The organism is Sorangium sp. So ce185, assembly GCF_051526825.1.
Lineage (GTDB): Bacteria > Myxococcota_A > Polyangia > Polyangiales > Polyangiaceae > Sorangium > Sorangium cellulosum_D.
The window spans coordinates 10,391,749-10,406,145 of sequence record NZ_CP150316.1 but is presented as its reverse complement, the minus strand read 5'-3'; the positions used below and the strand labels follow the sequence as shown (position 1 = coordinate 10,406,145).

The window sequence follows — 14,397 nt, the reverse complement described above, 5'->3', positions numbered from 1 at the left end:
ACGCGGCGTTTCCTCTGCAGCGGCATCTTCGTGGCAACCCTCTGGCTCCTACCGCCGAGGTCGGACCGACTTCGCCGTCGCAGCCGTCACCGTCACCGTCACCGTCGCCGTCGCCGTCGCCGTCACCGTCACCGTCGCCGTCGCCGTCGCCGTCGCCGTCGCCGTCACCGTCGCCGTCGCCGTCGCCGTCATCTCAGTCTCAGCCTGAGCCTCAGTCTCAGGACGATGAGCAGAGACGACGCCAAAATCGCGAAACGGTGAACCTCGATACGGGGACACTGGTTGCAGCCTCGTCGTTGCGAGACCCGTGGATAACGCTCGGGTTGAACGCGTTTCTGGCTGACAAGAATCTGGTGGCAACGGAGTCTGTGATCAATGAGTTTCTGGCGGGTCCCATCAAGGCTGCCGGAGCCACCGAGCAGACTCTCGCAGCCGCGCTGCTCGCGCGTGTCACGGTAATCCGTGATGATCCGTCGGCACGCGTCATGAATCTTCAGGCGCCGTCGAATAAGAAGCAGAAAATTCTGGGCCCTGTTGACAGGATTGACTTCGGTACAGGTGATAAGCTGGGTATACGGACGATCAGCAGCGACAGAAAGTTTTATGATAAGGCCAGGAAGCAAGGCGTCCACCTGAACGCGGTTATTTATCCGCCGAACCCATATGCAGGACATTGATTGGGTGGCACAAACGAGGACTGGGAGCGCGGTAATGAAACAAGTAATACTATGGGACATGCCTGACGAGATAATGCTTGTCGTCGAGCACCCGAGCGGCGTGGTGTATCAGAATCAGGTGGGAGGCGTGGTTTGTTGGCAGGCAGAGCTGGAGGGCGTGCTTTCTCCACTCGATCTGAGTGATGAGACTGCGCAACGCATCCAGAATTGCCCGTATCCGTCGGGGCGAGAAGGTATTACGGACGAAGTCGCAGATACGATCGATGCGCTCCTTGCTTCGGAGCCCGGAGCAAGGTTCTTGAAAGTGGACCGCGCGCGCTTGGGCCACTCCTGGGAAGCTTGGGTGTACGTGCTCGTCGACTCACCTGATAGCAGCGCGTCAGATGTTGCTGGGACATATTTTGGTCCGATTCACGGATTCGGTAGTGCAAGAGGAGTATTGACATGGCCTAATAGCGACTGAGCGGCGTGCGTAACCGCCCGACAGGCGCCATCTTGTGCCGTCGCGCTCCCGCGAGCACGCTCCGCCGTTTCGCCGCTGCGAGCCGTGCGCGCGCGTTCGCAGGCGGCGAGGCCCGCGCGGAGCGGCGCCCGGCGCAGCCGCGGCCGTCCGCGGCCATACGCGACCGCGTCGCCGCAGCGCACCAGGCGGCGGCTCTCGCGCTCCCCGCGATCTGTTCGATCAGCCGCGGCCCCCCGGGGAGGCCTCGGCTCACGCGTCGGTCGCCGGCGACTTGCCCCAGGCGTCGGGCAGCAGCTCGTCCAGGCGCGACAGCGGCCAGCCGGCTTGCAGCTTGCCGATGACGTCCGTGGCCCACGCCAGCGGGTCGACGCCGTTCAGCTGGCAGGAGCCGAAGGCGGTATACGCACGGGCGAGGCGCTCTGCTCCCTTGTCCGAGCCGGCAAACAGGTCGCCCGCCTTCTCGAACTTGGCGCGGATGTGCATGCCGCAGCCGAGGCGGCGCTCGTCAGGCACCACGGGGGCGCCGTCCTCGTCCTCCATCGCGTCATAGCCGGCGTAGCCGTCGCCCTGCATGTACCCGCAGAAGCCGGCGAGCATCACGGCCGGCCGCTTCGAGCTCCAGTCCGGGGCATAACGAAACGCAACCAGCTTGGTGCCATCATCGACGCGGGCCGCGAACGACCAGACATGCCCGCGCTTGACCCCGTTGGGATGATCGCGATCGAGCACGCGCAGGCCCGTGTCGTCCACATGCAGGTAGAACGCACCGACCACCCGCTCGAAGATGCGGTCGGCGACCGGGGTGAGCACGTCGACCCCGAACGCCGCCCAGTCGCCCAGGGTCGAGGGCGACAGCGACACGCCGCTGCGGTCGTACTGCTGCGTTTGTCGGTAGAGAGGCGTCGAATCGTGGTACTTGTGCACGAGGATGTGCGCGAGCAGGCCCGGTCCCGGTCGGCCCCGATCCATGACCTTCTCGCTCGCCGCGGTGACGACGCCCTCCTCGGGGCAGGCGGGGCAGGCCAGCTTCTCGCGCTTCTCCTCAATGATCCGGAACTGGGCCGGCACGAACTCGAGGACCTCGGTGGTGCGATAGCCGATGCACTGTTTCGTCTCCCCGCAGTGCTCGCAGGCGCGCTCGGCCTCAGGGACCTGGATGACGCGCTCCTCGCGCGGCAGGTCCCTGGGCAGCGGCGCGCGGCCACCACGGCCGCGCGGAGGCTTCGGAGGATCAGGCGGCTGCGGCACGGGGCCGTCGCCCGGCGCTGTCGCTGCCGCCTCGTTCGAGGGAGCAGGCGCGGGCTCGCCGACCTTCTGCTCCGCGTCGCCGAGCGCCGCGAGCATGAGCGACAGCTCCTCGGAGCTGACCTTCTGGCTCTTGCGGCCGTACAGCTCACGAAGCGCGTTGGCCAGCCGGACGCTCAGCGCGGTGTTGGTGTCTCGCTGCCCGACGAGCAGCTGGACGACCAGCTCGATGAGGTCCGCGATGCGGCCCTCGGCTGCCAGCTGCGCGAGCTTGAGCCGGACATCCTCAATGTCGACGGGTAGCTTGGCGGGCGGTGCGGGCGGCTCGGTCATCGGGCGCGCCATGTATCCACGGCGCGCCGGACAAACAAGGCGTTACGTTCTCAGACGGAGTTTTCTCCGTCCCGCCCCTCTTCGGGCGCCAGCGCTTGCGCCGTGTCGCGGTCGACAGGTCCAGCCCTTCGAGCATCAGCTCCGCGGACTCGACCTCGACGTGCGTCGCCCCTTGCGGCACGTCGCGCGCCAAGTGGAACCTTCCGCACGCCAGCTTCTTCGCCATGAGCATGTACCCAGTGCGATCCCAGAACAAAATCCGGATCTGGTCGCCTCGCCGATTCCTGAACACGAACAGATGCCCGCAGAGCGGGTCGGCTCCGAAGCACTGCGCCTCCAGCGCCGAAAGGCCATCAAAGCTCTTCCGCAGGTCGGTCGGCTCGGCCGCGACGTACACGCGCACCGACGGCGGCAGCGTCAGCACGGCACCTCCTCGGCAGCGAGCGCCAGCACTCGCTCGAGCGTGGCCGGGTCGAAGCCCGGCCGAACACGGACCACCCGGCCGTTGGGCAGCGCGATCTCGATCGGCTCTGTCGCCGCCGGCGATGTGTCGGCCACCACGTGCACCGGCAGAAAGCGCGGCGCCTCCACCGACGGAGGCGACGGCTGGGAGGCCCCGTCAGCCCGCAGCTTCCAGCGCCACCAGTACAGCTGCTTGGCCTTGTACCCCTCGCGCTGTGCGAACTGCTCGGCGCTCAGCCCGCTCCGCTCCCATCGCTGCACCCGCTCGGCCCACTCCGCTCTCGTCGCCATCGCTTCCTCCTTCGTCGCGATGGGAACAGCTAACCGGCGCCGCACGGGGGGTCACGATGGCGTTGGTCGGGCGCTTACGCTCAAGAGTTGGCGCATAAAGATCCTACTCATGTTCGTCAATTGTTGGAGAACGGCAACTTTCGACAGGGATCGCCTCCTCCAACGAGCAGACCGCTGCCATCTCGCGAGTGGTGGGGCGCCTTTCGAAACTGGATAGGTTTTTGATCATGATGACGCTCGTAATTCCTCCCGCCCGAATCAACGTGTTTTCCGTTCCGGGAATCAACTTGCATTCCGGTCAACTCGTGGAGGTTCGATTGCCGCTCAGCTGGACGGCTGATGACGCAAATAATCTGCTCTCTCTGCTGCGTGTGAGTGCGGAAGGTGCCGGGATCCGCATGTCGTTAGCTAATACCTTGCAATCACGGCCGCTGTCGTGGCTCGATTGGTTCTGGAGGAGAAGCGCTGATGCTGTCGTGGCTTCAGCAGCTGGCTGCTCTGTTGGAGAAGCTCGGACTCTCTGTGAGCGATGTGGTGTTGAAGCGGGCCAGCGCATCGCTACGCTACCATGGACTGATCGGAAGCTGCTCGATCTGGAGTTGGCCGGAAATGCAGATGTTATCGTGGTTGATGATGTCGGCCTTGATCCCATCGGGGAGAAGCGTGTCCTCGGCCGCATAGAGGCTATGCTGGCTGCTCGCCGCCTCGGAGTCTTTGCGCTCAGGTTTCCTCTCGTGACTTACTCAGGCGAGTCCAAAGAGCCAAGATATTCGCCGTCCTGGTCGCCTCATGTAGCGGTTGTCGCGTCAGTGCGAGATGATCGCTGATGACGACCGCTCCGAGGTAGACGCGCCGGCCAAGAAATATGACCGACGGCGGCGTGCGCCGTCGTCGGCATCCCTCCCGGCGGCAGCCGAAGCTGATCCTTCGCGGGTCGCCTACGGTCCGTATCGCCTGCTCGTGACGGAGGTGACGGATCCGCTGAGCAACGTCGTGGAAGCCGTCCCCGACTACCGCGTCCTCGCCCCGTGGAAGCTGACGGACGCGAACGGCAACGTTAGCGAGGTGCGCTTCAACGCGCTGGGGAGGGCCAGGCTACTGGCAGTGATGGGCAAGCCGGGCGGCGGTGAGGGCGACACGCGCGAGGATCCGACGGCCGAACGTGGGCAAGGAAGCCCTCCTGGACTTTGCGAGCAAGGGGCCATTGTCAAAGATTCCGACGCAAGGAGTCATTTCGAAAATTCACGTCCTGACCCAGAACGGATGGGTCATGATTAATCCGTAGGCGGTGTGTGATGTCTGTGGAATTTCAGGTAGTAATCAACGAGCCCATTGCTATCGGTCAGTGTGTGGAGGAGTCGTCGAAGGTTCTAATAAGGCTTCTCGGGAACGTACGTGCGCCTATTAATATTGCGCTGTGTGAACTAGATAGTGGTCTGAGTCCTCAAGCGGTCATTGGGCGCGGTGTTTCAAGTCAATCGTTCTCCATTTCTGCAGGAGAAGATGCGCTTGTTGGCGTTGACGTTTATGATTTTGAGAGTCCGGACTTTCGGGAAGAGGCAGGGACGTGGCTTGTCGCGGAGGTCCGCCTTCGTACCGACTTGAGCTTCGTCCTCTCGTTGAGCTTTGCTGTCGCTGTGGCGCTAAAAACACGCTCGACGGTCCTCGATGACGCTGGACATCTGAGCCTTGAACGGCATCTCAACCCCGATGACGTTATAGAGACACTACGCTTGCCAGTGAGCTCGACGTCGCTCGAGGCAGCGGCGTCGTCGTTCTGTAAATCTATCAGGTTTCGCTTTGGAGACGATTGATGTATTTGGGGTGAGGCGCTCACGAGTGAGATGGCACACGTAGCCTGGATCGCCCCTTCGCTCTCCCGCCTCGATCTCGCATTCGATTTCGGCGGGGGCTCGGAGCGGACCGGGGCGGCGCGGGAGGCGGCGCGGGCCGGGTCTGCCGGTAGAGCGTGGCGCGGCTGACGCCGAGCGCCGCACACGCCTGCGCGATGGGGACGTGCGGGTCATCGAGCTCTTCGATGACGTCCATCAGCGCTCTCCGTCGGTCGTGAGATTGACGCCCAGAATGGCAGAGACTTTTTTGGGGAGGTCGATGAGCTTCTCAGCGAGCGCGAGCTTCTCCTCGAGCCGCGCCGAGCGCTTCTCGAGCTCGGCGATGCGCCGGTCCTTCGTAAGCGCTGCATGAAGCGCCGTCTCTCCCCAGCCGCCACGTCCAGCGCATGATGGCGCGCATGACAAGGACATCGACGACAGAAGAAAAATGGGCGGATCGAGTCCGGGCGTGGCGCGAGAGCGGCGAGTCGGCCGAGGAGTTCGCGCGGAGCCGCGGCTTTGCGGCATCGACGCTGCACGGCTGGTCGAGCCGGCTCTCGCGGGCGGAGCGCCCGCGCTTTCTGCGGCTGGTGCCGAAGGCGCCAGCGGCGATGAGCGCTCCGGAGCTCGTCGTCGAGGTCGGCGGCGCGCGGGTGCGCGTCGTCGCGGGGTTCGACCCAACGCTCCTGGCCGAGGTGGTCCGCGCCCTGGGCGGTGCAGCGCGATGATTCCGGCGGGCGTGCAGGTGTTTGTCGCGCTGGAGCCGGTGGACATGCGCTACGGCTTCGAGCGGCTCTCGGGTCTCATTCGCGAGCGCGTGGGGTACGAGGCCCGATGCGGCGCGCTGTTCGCGTTCATTGGAAAGCGGCGGACCACCATCAAGATCGTCTTCTTCGACGGCAGCGGACTCTGTCTCTTTTCGAAACGCCTCGATCGCGGTACTTTCGTGCTCCCCGACCCGCCGGCCGAGGGCGCGACGCACGTCGAGGTGGACGACGCGACGCTCGAGACGCTGCTCGACGGCATCGAGATCGCGCCCACGCCGAAGCCCACAAGGCGCGCCCCGCGCCGCGTTCACTGACTCCGCCGAATTTGCTCGACAAGTACGATCGGCGCACGTAGAGCGGCGCCGTGCACGACGCTGCGGACAAGCCGACGCAGACGCCCGAGCAGCAGCGCATCGCGCAGCTCGAAGCTGAGCTCGCCGCGGCGAAGAGCGAGCTCGTGGGAGCGCGCGACGCGCTCGCGCAGCTCCGGCGCGCCTACACACGTGCGCTCGAGCAGCTCCAGCTTCTGCGGCGCCGCTTGTTCGTGGCGAAGGCGGAGCGGGCCGAGGTGAGCGCCGAGCAGCTCGCGTTCGACTCGATGTTCCTCGAAGTCCAGCGCCTCGAGAAGGCCCTGGATGCCGCCGAGCGCAAGAGCGGCGACGAGCGGCAGCACGACGACCCCAAGGGGCCGAAACGACGGCCCGGCGGCAAGGGCCGCCGCGACCTGTCCGAGTCCGACCTCCCCGTCGTCCGCATCGAGCTCTCCTGTCCCGAGCTCGATGCGACGGCGATGCGCATCGGGGTCGAGGAGACCTCACGACTCGGCTACGAGCGTGGAGGCATGCGCCGCATCGTGCTCGCACGCGTCGTGTACAAGGCCGAGAGGTCCGTCACGGATGCGAGCAGCTCGGCCGAGGGGGAAGCTGCCCCGCTCCAGGTCGTCGCGAAAGAAGTCCCGACGGCGACGCCTGCTGTGAGCGTCAGCCCGGAAGACACGGCCGCGGCCGGCGCGCCGAGCGCTTCGTCCGCACCTCTCGACACGCCGCCGTCGGCGCCGACGGGCGAGACCTGCACGGTCTTCATCACGACGCCGCTTCCGAAGGAGCTGTTCCGGAGGTCGTTTCTCGCGCCGTCGGTCGTTGCGCACATACTCACCAGCAAGTACCTGCTCGGTGTCCCGTTCTATCGGCTGGAGCAGCAGCTGGAGCTTCAGGGGGCGTCGCTCGATCGCGGCACGATGTGCCGTTCCGCCGAAGATGTGGGCGCGACCCTGGGCGCCATCGTCGAGGCCGCACGGAAAGAGGCCTTCGAGACCGCCTTCTGCCTCTCCACGGACGCCACCGGGGTCTCCATCCAGCCCGGGCCCATCCAGGAGCGCAAGGACAAGAAGCCAGGACCGTGCCGCAAAGGACACTTCTTCGTCGTCCTCGCGGACAAGGATCACGTCTTCTTCGAGTACCAGCCCAAGCATACCAGCGCTGCGGTCTGCGAGATGTTCCGCGGCTTCTCGCGATACATCCAGGCGGACGCCCACGCGATCTATGACGCCCTCTTCCGCGGCACGCCCCCAAGGGGCGCTTCCGCCGACGAGGGACGTGGACCGCCACCGACGGAGGTCGGATGCTGGTCGCATTGCCGCACCAACTTCTGGGAGGCGGCGGTCTGCAAGCACGAGCTCGGCGTCGAGGGGCTGCGCCGGATCAATGCCCTGTTCGCCGCCGATCGCACGCTGGCGGATCTCGCGCCAGCGCAGCGCAAGGTGCGCCGCGACGCGGCCGTCCGCCCCCTGGTCGACGCGTTCTTCGCCTGGGTCAAGGCCGAGCACGCGCGTCCCCGCGAGCGCGGCCTGGTCTCCACCGCACTCGGCTACGCCCTCAACCAGGAGCAGCCCCTGCGGCGCTTCCTCGACGACGGCCGCTTGCGCCTGGAGAACAACGCGAGCGAGCGAGCTCTGCGATCCATCGCTGTGGCGAGAAAGGCGTGGCTGTTCTTCGGCAGCGACGACCACGCCTCCGCCGCGGCCAACCTCTTCTCGCTCGTCGCGAGCTGCAAGCTCCACCACCTCGACCCCGAGGCCTACCTCGCCGACGTCATCCGCGTGATGCCCTACTGGCCGCGCGAGCGCTACCTCGAGCTCGCCCCGAGGTACTGGGCGCGCACCCGCGCTCGCCTCGTCGCCGAAGAGATGAAGCTGCCCCTCGGGCCGATCACCGTCCCGCCCCCGCTTCCCGCGGAAGAGCAGCGCGCGACGAGCTGACCGGGCCGGTTCCATCGCGCCCATCCTGCACCAGCTGACCGACGTTGGGGGCTACGGCGCTTCGCGCAGCGCTTACCTTTGTCCGGACAAACTGCTATCGAGGAGTGGCGATGCCCTGTGTGCGGCGTCGTGATGCACGTCCGCATCATACCCGTCGTGCCCGACGTCCATCGCAGCTGGGAGCTCGTCGATCTGGTCCTTTGGTGGAGCCAGGTGCCCCCGCCGGCCAAGGAGGTCGTGGCGCTCAGGAGGCACTTCGACGACTTCGCCGGCGTTCCGGTCGATGAGCTCTGGCGGCGTCTGGCGAGCGGTGAGCGCAGGCTCGTGATCGGCAGGTTCTTCGAGGGCGAAGCGGTCCGGATGCTGGACAGCGCCAGAGAGAGCGGGCTCGACCTGCGGATCGAGCCGACCGGGCAGAGCGCCGATCGCCTCGAGTGAGGGGCGAGCGTCCTCGGGCGAGGCCGCGGCGCTCAGCGCTCCGGTTCGGCCTCAGCGGGAGGGTGAACGCGGACGGTGGGACGAAGATGGGGTGGTGCAGGTGCATGTGCCGATCGTCGAGAGGTGCGCCTTCGACCCGTCGAGGTTGGTCGTTGCTCGGATGCTGCGGCGAATGTATGGTCGTGTCACCTTGTACCGATGGTGAGGCCGGCGCGATGACGCGAGAGCGATGGGTCGAGGTCTGGATAGAGAGCTCCTCCCGCGGCGGGTACCTTCTCGTGCTGCGACCGGACGACGCGGGCGGTTTTGAGCTGCGGGATCCGCAGAAGGGCGGTGAAGCCGTGGAGAGGTTCGCGACCTATGAGGACGCCGTTCACTGGCTGAATGAGGACGAATACGACCTCGTTGAAGGCCGTTGGTATCACGAGCGAGCCGCTGCTGGGGGTGGCGGCGGTTGACCGTAGTCCTCTCGGAGCATCGAGCGTGGCGCGCAGCACATCGCGGGCCGGGGGGCGCCGCCGCCGCCGGCGGAGGTGCCGCCCTCCCTGCCGGTGCACGCGGCGGCCGACGTGTTCTCCTTCGTGATGGAGCTGGAAACCTCGAGGTGCCTGCGATGAACGCGGAGGAATGGATCCGTGCCAAGGTGAGCCGCGCGTTTCGCGCGAGCGTCGACGCTGGCATCGGGAGGTGGTCGAGCGAGGGCGATGAAGCCGATCCGGAGTGGGGCCAGGTCCTCTACAAATACTCCGATCACCGCATGTCGCTCGCCCTCTTCGAGGGGGGGTGCGAGCGGCTGGGCGACGATCGATCCGAGCGTCTCGCGTATGCCGAGATCCAGGATGTCGTGCCCCTGCTTCTCACGGAGCTCGTTCGTGTCCGCGATCTCGACGCGATCGTAGGGATCGGCGTCAGGCTGCGGACGCGAACGGCTGTCATCGACGTGCCGCTCAGGGTGTATTCAACGCTGTGCCCCACGCTGAAGCACATCGCAGATTATTTCTCGCTCCGTGGCCGGTGAAGGGGACGATCTGCGCGAGGGGCTCGGCGCGCCGAGCGCCGGCTCGGCGAGCCGCGCGCCCGCCCGCCGCCTCAGAGCGTCGTCCCGCGCGCCGCCCGCGCGAGCGCCTGGTCGAGCGCGTGCGGGCTGTACCCCACGAGGATCTGCCCCCGCACGTCGATGATCGGGATGCTGCCCCCGCGCTGGTGGCTCTTCGCGAGCTTGTCCTGCATCTCGGCGGCCGCGGCCGGGTCTTCCTCGATGTCCTTCACGATGGCGGCGACGCCCTTCGCGCGCAGGTAGTCCGCGGCCTGGTGGCACGGCTTGCACCACGAGGCGCCGTAGATGATCACCGTCACCCCGGCGAGCTGGCCCGGCGCCGCCGGCGCCCCCGCGCCCGCGGAGCCGCCGGGGCCCGGCGCCGCCGCGGGCGGGGGCGCCGTCTTCGCGACGTGCTCGGCGCGCCGCTTCTCCAGCAGCGACTCCCACTCTCGCCGCGGCATCGTCCGGACCGCGTACGTGCCGTCCGGGCGCTTCTGCGTCAGATCCGCGACGTAGAACACGTCGCGCGTGCCCTCGGTCCGGTCCGAGAGCATGGCGCGCACCATCGCGCGGCCCTCGGCCGGCACGTCGGCCGGGCGGAGCTCGACGTGCGTGTCGCCCTTCTCGTCGATCCACGTGAGCATCAGGTTCGCCGTGTCGTCGCGCAGATCGAGCGGCGGCAGCTCGGCGGGGGCCTGCGCCGGGGCGGTGCCGTCGTCGCGCGGCTCCTTGCACGCCGGCGCGAGCGCCGCCGCGGCGAGCGCGAGCAGGACCGCCGCGCGCCGAGCGCCTGCCGCCGCCGCGCCGCCCGCGCCCCGCGCGCCGCCAGCGCCGCGCGCCCCGCCCGCGCCCCGCGCCCCGCCGCCAGCGCCCCGCCCCCCGCCCGTCACGCCCCGCCCCCCGCGGTCGCCGACGCCCCCAGCTCCTCGCTGAGCGCCATCCACTCGGTCATCGCCGCGTCGACGCGCTTCGCGAGCGCCTGCTCCTCGCGCGCCTTCTCGGCCAGCTTCGCCCAGTCGCCGCCGGGATCCCTCTTCAGCTCCTCGCGCATCTCGGCGAGCTTCGCCTCGCCGGCCGCGATCTCCGCCTCGAGCTCCTTCACCCGCTTGCGCTTGCGCTCCGCGGCCCGCGCCGCCGCCTTGTCGCTCTCGAACGCCCGCTTGCGCGCCGCCGCGTCCCCCGGGCCCGCCTCGTCCGGAGGCGGCATCGTGGCGCCGCTCCGCCGCACCGCGCGACCGGGCTTCGCGCCCCTGTCGGCCGCGGCGCCCCGCGCCGCCTCGTCGCGCGGCGCCGGCGCGCCCGCGGCCCTCTGCGGCGCGGGCGCCCCCGCGGCCTTCTGGGCCCCACGGCCGCCCCCGGACGGCCCGCGCCCGGCGTCGCGCTCCTCCGCTTCGCGCGCCGCCGCCTCGGCCGCGAGCTTCTCGAGGTTGTCGCGGTAGTCGCGGAAGCCGCCGGGATAAATGTCCACGCTCCCCTCGCGCACCGCGACGATGCGCGTCGTCACCTGCTCCAGGAACCGCCGGTCGTGCGAGACGAGCACCACCGTGCCCTCGAAGCCGGTGAGCGCCTCCTCGAGGATCTCGGCGGCGGGGATGTCGAGGTGGTTCGTCGGCTCGTCGAGGAAGAGCAGGTTGCGCGGCTCGAGCAAGAGCTTCGCGAGCGCGAGCCGGCTCCGCTCGCCGCCCGAGAAGCCCTGGACCTTCCGGAGCGCGTCGTCGCCGTAGAAGCGGAAGCGCGAGAGGTACTGGCGGGTCGCGTCGACGTTCATGTCGGCGCGGACGCTGCGGATCTCCTCCACCGCGGCCTTCGACGGGTCGAGCGAGCCGAGGTGCTGGTCGAAGTAGCCCTGGCAGAGGTTCGTCCCGCGCCGCACCTCGCCCGCGTCCTCGGGCGCGCCCGCGCCGGCGAGCAGCTTCAGCAGCGTCGATTTGCCGGTCCCGTTCGGGCCGACGACGCCGACGCGGTCGCCGCGCCGAAGGAGGAGGTCCACGCCGGAGAAGAGCGTGCGCCCGCCGCGGCTCGCGCCGAGCCCGCGCGCGTCGAGCACGATGTCCCCGCTGCGCGGGGCGGGCGCGAACCGGAACCGGACCTTCTCGGCGACCGCCCAGACGTCCTCCGGCCGATCGATGGTCTCGAGCTTCTCCAGCATCTTGCGCCGGCTCTGCGCCTGCTTCGTCTTCTGGCCGGCGATGTTGCGCCGGATGAAGTCCTCGGTCTTGGCGACGAACGCCTCCTGCCGCTCGGCGAGCTCGCGCTCCCGGGCGAGGTCTTCCTCGCGCGCGACCGCGTAGTCGCTGTACTTGAGCGGGTAGGTCCGGAAGCTGCGGTGGCCGAGCTCCATGGTGTTCGGGCAGACGGCGTCGAGGAAGGCGCGGTCGTGCGAGACGCAGAGCAGCGCGCCGGCGAGGCCCGCGAGGTGCTTCTCGAGCCAGGTGATCGTCTCGATGTCGAGGTGGTTCGTGGGCTCGTCGAGCAGGAGCAGGTCGGGCTCGATGGCGAGCACGACGCCGAGCTGCAGGCGCCCGCGCTCGCCGCCGGACAGGCTCGCGACGGGGCGATCCATGTCGGCCGGCGTGAAGCCGAGGTGGGCCGCGATGATCTCGACGCGGCGCTCGAGGTCGTCGCCGCCGGCGATGTGGTAGCGATCGGTGAGGTCGCTGAGCCGGGCGAGGTCGGCCTCGCTGCCGCTGGCCGCGGCGTGCTGCGCCGCGGTGAGGGCGTGGCGCAGCTCGAGGACCTCGGAGAACCCGGAGAGGAAGGCGTCGAGCACCGTGCCCTCGGCGTGGAGCTCGTGCGATTGCCGGAAGTAAGCGACCCGGATCCCCTTGCGGATCACGACCGAGCCCGTGTCGGGGGTGAGCTCGCGGGCGACGAGGCGGAGCAGCGTCGATTTGCCGGCGCCGTTCGGGGCGACGAGCGCGGCGCGCTGGCCTTGCTCCAGGGAAAAGGTGATGCCCTGGAAGAGCTTGTCGGCGCCGTAACCGAAGCTGAGGTCGGCGACCTGGAGGACCGTCATTGCGGCCGAGTTCTAGCATGCGTCGGGCGCGCGCAAGGCGCGCGGGGCGCCTGGCCCGACGCCGCGCCGGACGCCGCGCCGGACGACGTGGAAGACCGCCCCGTCCCCGGCCGCGCGCAGGCGTCGAAGCCGCGCGGGCGTCGGGGAGGGGGCGCCTCGCCCGCCCGGCGAGCGAGGCGCCCGGGGCTCAGGTCTGGGCCATCGCCGCCTTGATGGCCGGGCGCTCCATGATGCGGCCGAGCCAGCCCTGCAGGTTCTTCTGCTCGGCGTAGTCGATCTTGGCCGCCATCAGGCCCCAGCCGAGCATGGCCGCGAGGTCGAGATCCACGAGGGTACAGCGCTCGCCGAGGAGGTAGGGGCGGCCGGCGAGGCGCTCGTCGAGGATGCGGAGCAGGCCGCGCAGCTCGGTCAAGGCGTGCTCGGCTTGCTTCTCGTGGTGCATCTCCTTGGGGAAGTAGTCGCTCGTGTTCGCCATGTAGCGGAACAGCGCGCCGGTGAGGCTGACCTGGCCCCACACGAGCCAGCTCAGCGCCGTGAGCTGCTCGGGCGAGCCGGGCGTCGGCCACAGGCCCTTCTGCACGCCGTAGCGCTCGCCGAGGGCGATCTGGATCGCCACCGACTCGAACACCGGGGTGCCGTCGATCACGATGGTCGGCACCTTGCCATTCGGGTTGATGGCGAGGAACTCCGGCTTCCTCTGGTCGCCGGCGCGCAGGTCGAGCCGGACGCCCTCGTAGGGGACGCCGAGCTCGGCGAGCGATACGAGGATGCGACCCGCGCTGGACTGCGGGGAGTAGTAGAACGTGATGGACATGGTGTTGGCCTCCGGCGCCCCTTGTAGTGGATCCGAGTCGCCAGAGTCACGCGCGGCGTGCGGCGGAACGCCAGGCTGGCTCCGAGCCCGCTGCCGAGGCAGATGCGCGGCATTTGCCATGTGGAGCAAGAATTCGACGGCGGTTTGGGGCCCCCGAGGTGGGCGATCCTCCGCGGGTCGTGGCCTCCGGCGGGGAGGCCCGCTGAGCCCGGCGACAGCGGCCGCGCGCCTGTGGGGGCGCCGCTCCGGCGGCCCGGGCGCCGAAGGGGCCGCACTCGAACCATCCCATTCGGCATCTGGCTCCCCTGCAGCGAGCCTCGGTGAGGGGATGGCGCGCACATCGGCGGCGCTTGTCGGAGTCTCACGCCATTCGCTGCAAGGTGCGGAGATGATTGACAATGGCGCGCTTGTGCTGTTCCAGTAGCTTGTAATCTGTACGTCACTGTTCGACGGTAATTCGCGCTAAGAGCCAGGGCGCCCGGAGCGCCCCGAAGCGCACGACTGCCTCGCCTCCCGCCGGGAGCGCGGCGCAGCGCGCCCTCTCCGGCAAGCCGCGAGCACCTCCGACGTCGTCGCGACGCGGAGCGACGCCCAGAGAGATGGACTCGATTTGATCCACGGATCCTGCGCCGATCCTCGTCAATTTCTGCCCGTGTATTCACGGACGTTCGTTTGATTACTGCCGGGCAACACATTTTACTAACCTTGCGTAAGCGACTTATTTCCTGTAATGCTCGTTATGGCGAGGCGCTGTGCATTCGGT

At 68.5% G+C, this 14,397-nt stretch carries 18 protein-coding genes; 11 read left to right on the top strand and 7 right to left on the bottom strand.

Features of this window, described 5'->3' with window-relative positions; genetic code table 11:
- Positions 1-48: 48 nt before the first annotated feature.
- Positions 49-192, bottom strand: coding sequence for a hypothetical protein (locus tag WMF26_RS38235; protein ID WP_437996743.1), 144 nt, complete (start codon positions 190-192; stop codon positions 49-51).
- A gap of 65 nt (positions 193-257) precedes the next feature.
- Between WMF26_RS38235 and WMF26_RS38230 the strand changes: the two genes are divergently transcribed.
- On the top strand, positions 258-677 hold the full coding sequence (locus WMF26_RS38230) for a DUF1308 domain-containing protein (RefSeq protein WP_437996742.1): 420 nt from the start codon (positions 258-260) through the stop codon (positions 675-677).
- 58 nt (positions 678-735) lie between these two features.
- On the top strand, positions 736-1,140 hold the full coding sequence (locus WMF26_RS38225) for a DUF6210 family protein (protein WP_437996741.1): 405 nt from the start codon (positions 736-738) through the stop codon (positions 1,138-1,140).
- Between the two features lie 249 nt (positions 1,141-1,389).
- Here WMF26_RS38225 and tnpC (WMF26_RS38220) read toward each other — a convergent pair whose 3' ends face one another.
- Genes tnpC (WMF26_RS38220) through tnpA (WMF26_RS38210) form a run of 3 tightly spaced genes read right to left on the bottom strand, consistent with a single transcriptional unit; the run spans position 1,390 to position 3,471 of the window.
- Positions 1,390-2,718 (bottom strand): IS66 family transposase, encoded by a 1,329-nt coding sequence (tnpC, locus tag WMF26_RS38220; protein ID WP_437996740.1) that lies wholly within the window; start codon positions 2,716-2,718, stop codon positions 1,390-1,392.
- Complete coding sequence (tnpB, locus tag WMF26_RS38215) at positions 2,672-3,142, bottom strand: IS66 family insertion sequence element accessory protein TnpB (protein ID WP_437996739.1); 471 nt, start codon at positions 3,140-3,142, stop codon at positions 2,672-2,674. Before tnpB (WMF26_RS38215) ends, tnpC (WMF26_RS38220) begins: the two co-directional genes overlap by 47 nt.
- Complete coding sequence (gene tnpA, locus WMF26_RS38210; RefSeq protein WP_437996738.1) at positions 3,136-3,471, bottom strand: IS66 family insertion sequence element accessory protein TnpA; 336 nt, start codon at positions 3,469-3,471, stop codon at positions 3,136-3,138. Before tnpA (WMF26_RS38210) ends, tnpB (WMF26_RS38215) begins: the two co-directional genes overlap by 7 nt.
- Positions 3,472-3,698: 227 nt before the next feature.
- Here tnpA (WMF26_RS38210) and WMF26_RS38205 point away from each other — a divergent pair, with 227 nt between their 5' ends.
- The 9 genes from WMF26_RS38205 (at position 3,699) to WMF26_RS38165 (ending at position 9,783) form a co-directional block, all read left to right on the top strand.
- Positions 3,699-4,298, top strand: coding sequence for a hypothetical protein (locus WMF26_RS38205; RefSeq protein ID WP_437996737.1), 600 nt, complete (start codon positions 3,699-3,701; stop codon positions 4,296-4,298).
- On the top strand, positions 4,288-4,749 hold the full coding sequence (locus WMF26_RS38200) for a hypothetical protein (protein WP_437996736.1): 462 nt from the start codon (positions 4,288-4,290) through the stop codon (positions 4,747-4,749). Before WMF26_RS38205 ends, WMF26_RS38200 begins: the two co-directional genes overlap by 11 nt.
- A gap of 17 nt (positions 4,750-4,766) precedes the next feature.
- A complete protein-coding gene (locus WMF26_RS38195; RefSeq protein WP_437996735.1) occupies positions 4,767-5,285 on the top strand; it encodes a hypothetical protein in 519 nt (172 codons plus the stop codon).
- A 437-nt stretch (positions 5,286-5,722) separates the two neighbouring features.
- Complete coding sequence (gene tnpA / locus WMF26_RS38190; protein WP_437996734.1) at positions 5,723-6,031, top strand: IS66 family insertion sequence element accessory protein TnpA; 309 nt, start codon at positions 5,723-5,725, stop codon at positions 6,029-6,031.
- 11 nt (positions 6,032-6,042) lie between these two features.
- Positions 6,043-6,384, top strand: a complete 342-nt coding sequence (tnpB, locus tag WMF26_RS38185) for an IS66 family insertion sequence element accessory protein TnpB (RefSeq protein WP_437562944.1) — start codon at positions 6,043-6,045, stop codon at positions 6,382-6,384.
- Positions 6,385-6,434: 50 nt separating this feature from the next.
- Positions 6,435-8,327 carry an IS66 family transposase gene (gene tnpC / locus WMF26_RS38180; RefSeq protein ID WP_437996733.1) on the top strand — a complete coding sequence of 631 codons (1,893 nt, stop codon included), beginning with the start codon at positions 6,435-6,437 and terminating at the stop codon, positions 8,325-8,327.
- Positions 8,328-8,483: 156 nt separating this feature from the next.
- Complete coding sequence (locus WMF26_RS38175) at positions 8,484-8,765, top strand: hypothetical protein (RefSeq protein ID WP_437996732.1); 282 nt, start codon at positions 8,484-8,486, stop codon at positions 8,763-8,765.
- A gap of 215 nt (positions 8,766-8,980) precedes the next feature.
- Positions 8,981-9,223 (top strand): hypothetical protein, encoded by a 243-nt coding sequence (locus tag WMF26_RS38170; protein ID WP_437996731.1) that lies wholly within the window; start codon positions 8,981-8,983, stop codon positions 9,221-9,223.
- Positions 9,220-9,783 carry a hypothetical protein gene (locus tag WMF26_RS38165; RefSeq protein ID WP_437996730.1) on the top strand — a complete coding sequence of 188 codons (564 nt, stop codon included), beginning with the start codon at positions 9,220-9,222 and terminating at the stop codon, positions 9,781-9,783. Before WMF26_RS38170 ends, WMF26_RS38165 begins: the two co-directional genes overlap by 4 nt.
- Positions 9,784-9,854: 71 nt before the next feature.
- On the opposite strand, the gene WMF26_RS38160 is transcribed toward WMF26_RS38165, so the two are convergent.
- From WMF26_RS38160 to WMF26_RS38150, 3 genes are all read right to left on the bottom strand, one after another.
- The gene (locus WMF26_RS38160; protein WP_437996729.1) at positions 9,855-10,694 is read right to left on the bottom strand and encodes a glutaredoxin domain-containing protein; all 840 of its coding nucleotides are present in this window, start codon (positions 10,692-10,694) and stop codon (positions 9,855-9,857) included.
- The gene (locus tag WMF26_RS38155; protein WP_437996728.1) at positions 10,691-12,820 is read right to left on the bottom strand and encodes an ABC-F family ATP-binding cassette domain-containing protein; all 2,130 of its coding nucleotides are present in this window, start codon (positions 12,818-12,820) and stop codon (positions 10,691-10,693) included. Before WMF26_RS38155 ends, WMF26_RS38160 begins: the two co-directional genes overlap by 4 nt.
- A 187-nt stretch (positions 12,821-13,007) precedes the next feature.
- Positions 13,008-13,634 carry a glutathione S-transferase family protein gene (locus WMF26_RS38150; protein ID WP_437996727.1) on the bottom strand — a complete coding sequence of 209 codons (627 nt, stop codon included), beginning with the start codon at positions 13,632-13,634 and terminating at the stop codon, positions 13,008-13,010.
- Positions 13,635-14,397 lie beyond the last annotated feature (763 nt).

What these genes read in the sequence shown, in the direction of transcription:
- WMF26_RS38235 (WP_437996743.1), bottom strand. Translation starts at nt 192, where the DNA reads ATGACGGCGACGGCGACGGCGACGGTGACGGCGACGGCGACGGCGACG.
- WMF26_RS38225 (WP_437996741.1), top strand. Translation starts at nt 736, where the DNA reads ATGCCTGACGAGATAATGCTTGTCGTCGAGCACCCGAGCGGCGTGGTG.
- tnpC (WP_437996740.1), bottom strand. Translation starts at nt 2,718, where the DNA reads ATGACCGAGCCGCCCGCACCGCCCGCCAAGCTACCCGTCGACATTGAG.
- tnpA (WP_437996738.1), bottom strand. Translation starts at nt 3,471, where the DNA reads ATGGCGACGAGAGCGGAGTGGGCCGAGCGGGTGCAGCGATGGGAGCGG.
- WMF26_RS38205 (WP_437996737.1), top strand. Translation starts at nt 3,699, where the DNA reads ATGATGACGCTCGTAATTCCTCCCGCCCGAATCAACGTGTTTTCCGTT.
- WMF26_RS38200 (WP_437996736.1), top strand. Translation starts at nt 4,288, where the DNA reads ATGATCGCTGATGACGACCGCTCCGAGGTAGACGCGCCGGCCAAGAAA.
- WMF26_RS38195 (WP_437996735.1), top strand. Translation starts at nt 4,767, where the DNA reads ATGTCTGTGGAATTTCAGGTAGTAATCAACGAGCCCATTGCTATCGGT.
- tnpA (WP_437996734.1), top strand. Translation starts at nt 5,723, where the DNA reads ATGACAAGGACATCGACGACAGAAGAAAAATGGGCGGATCGAGTCCGG.
- WMF26_RS38170 (WP_437996731.1), top strand. Translation starts at nt 8,981, where the DNA reads ATGACGCGAGAGCGATGGGTCGAGGTCTGGATAGAGAGCTCCTCCCGC.
- WMF26_RS38155 (WP_437996728.1), bottom strand. Translation starts at nt 12,820, where the DNA reads ATGACGGTCCTCCAGGTCGCCGACCTCAGCTTCGGTTACGGCGCCGAC.
- WMF26_RS38150 (WP_437996727.1), bottom strand. Translation starts at nt 13,634, where the DNA reads ATGTCCATCACGTTCTACTACTCCCCGCAGTCCAGCGCGGGTCGCATC.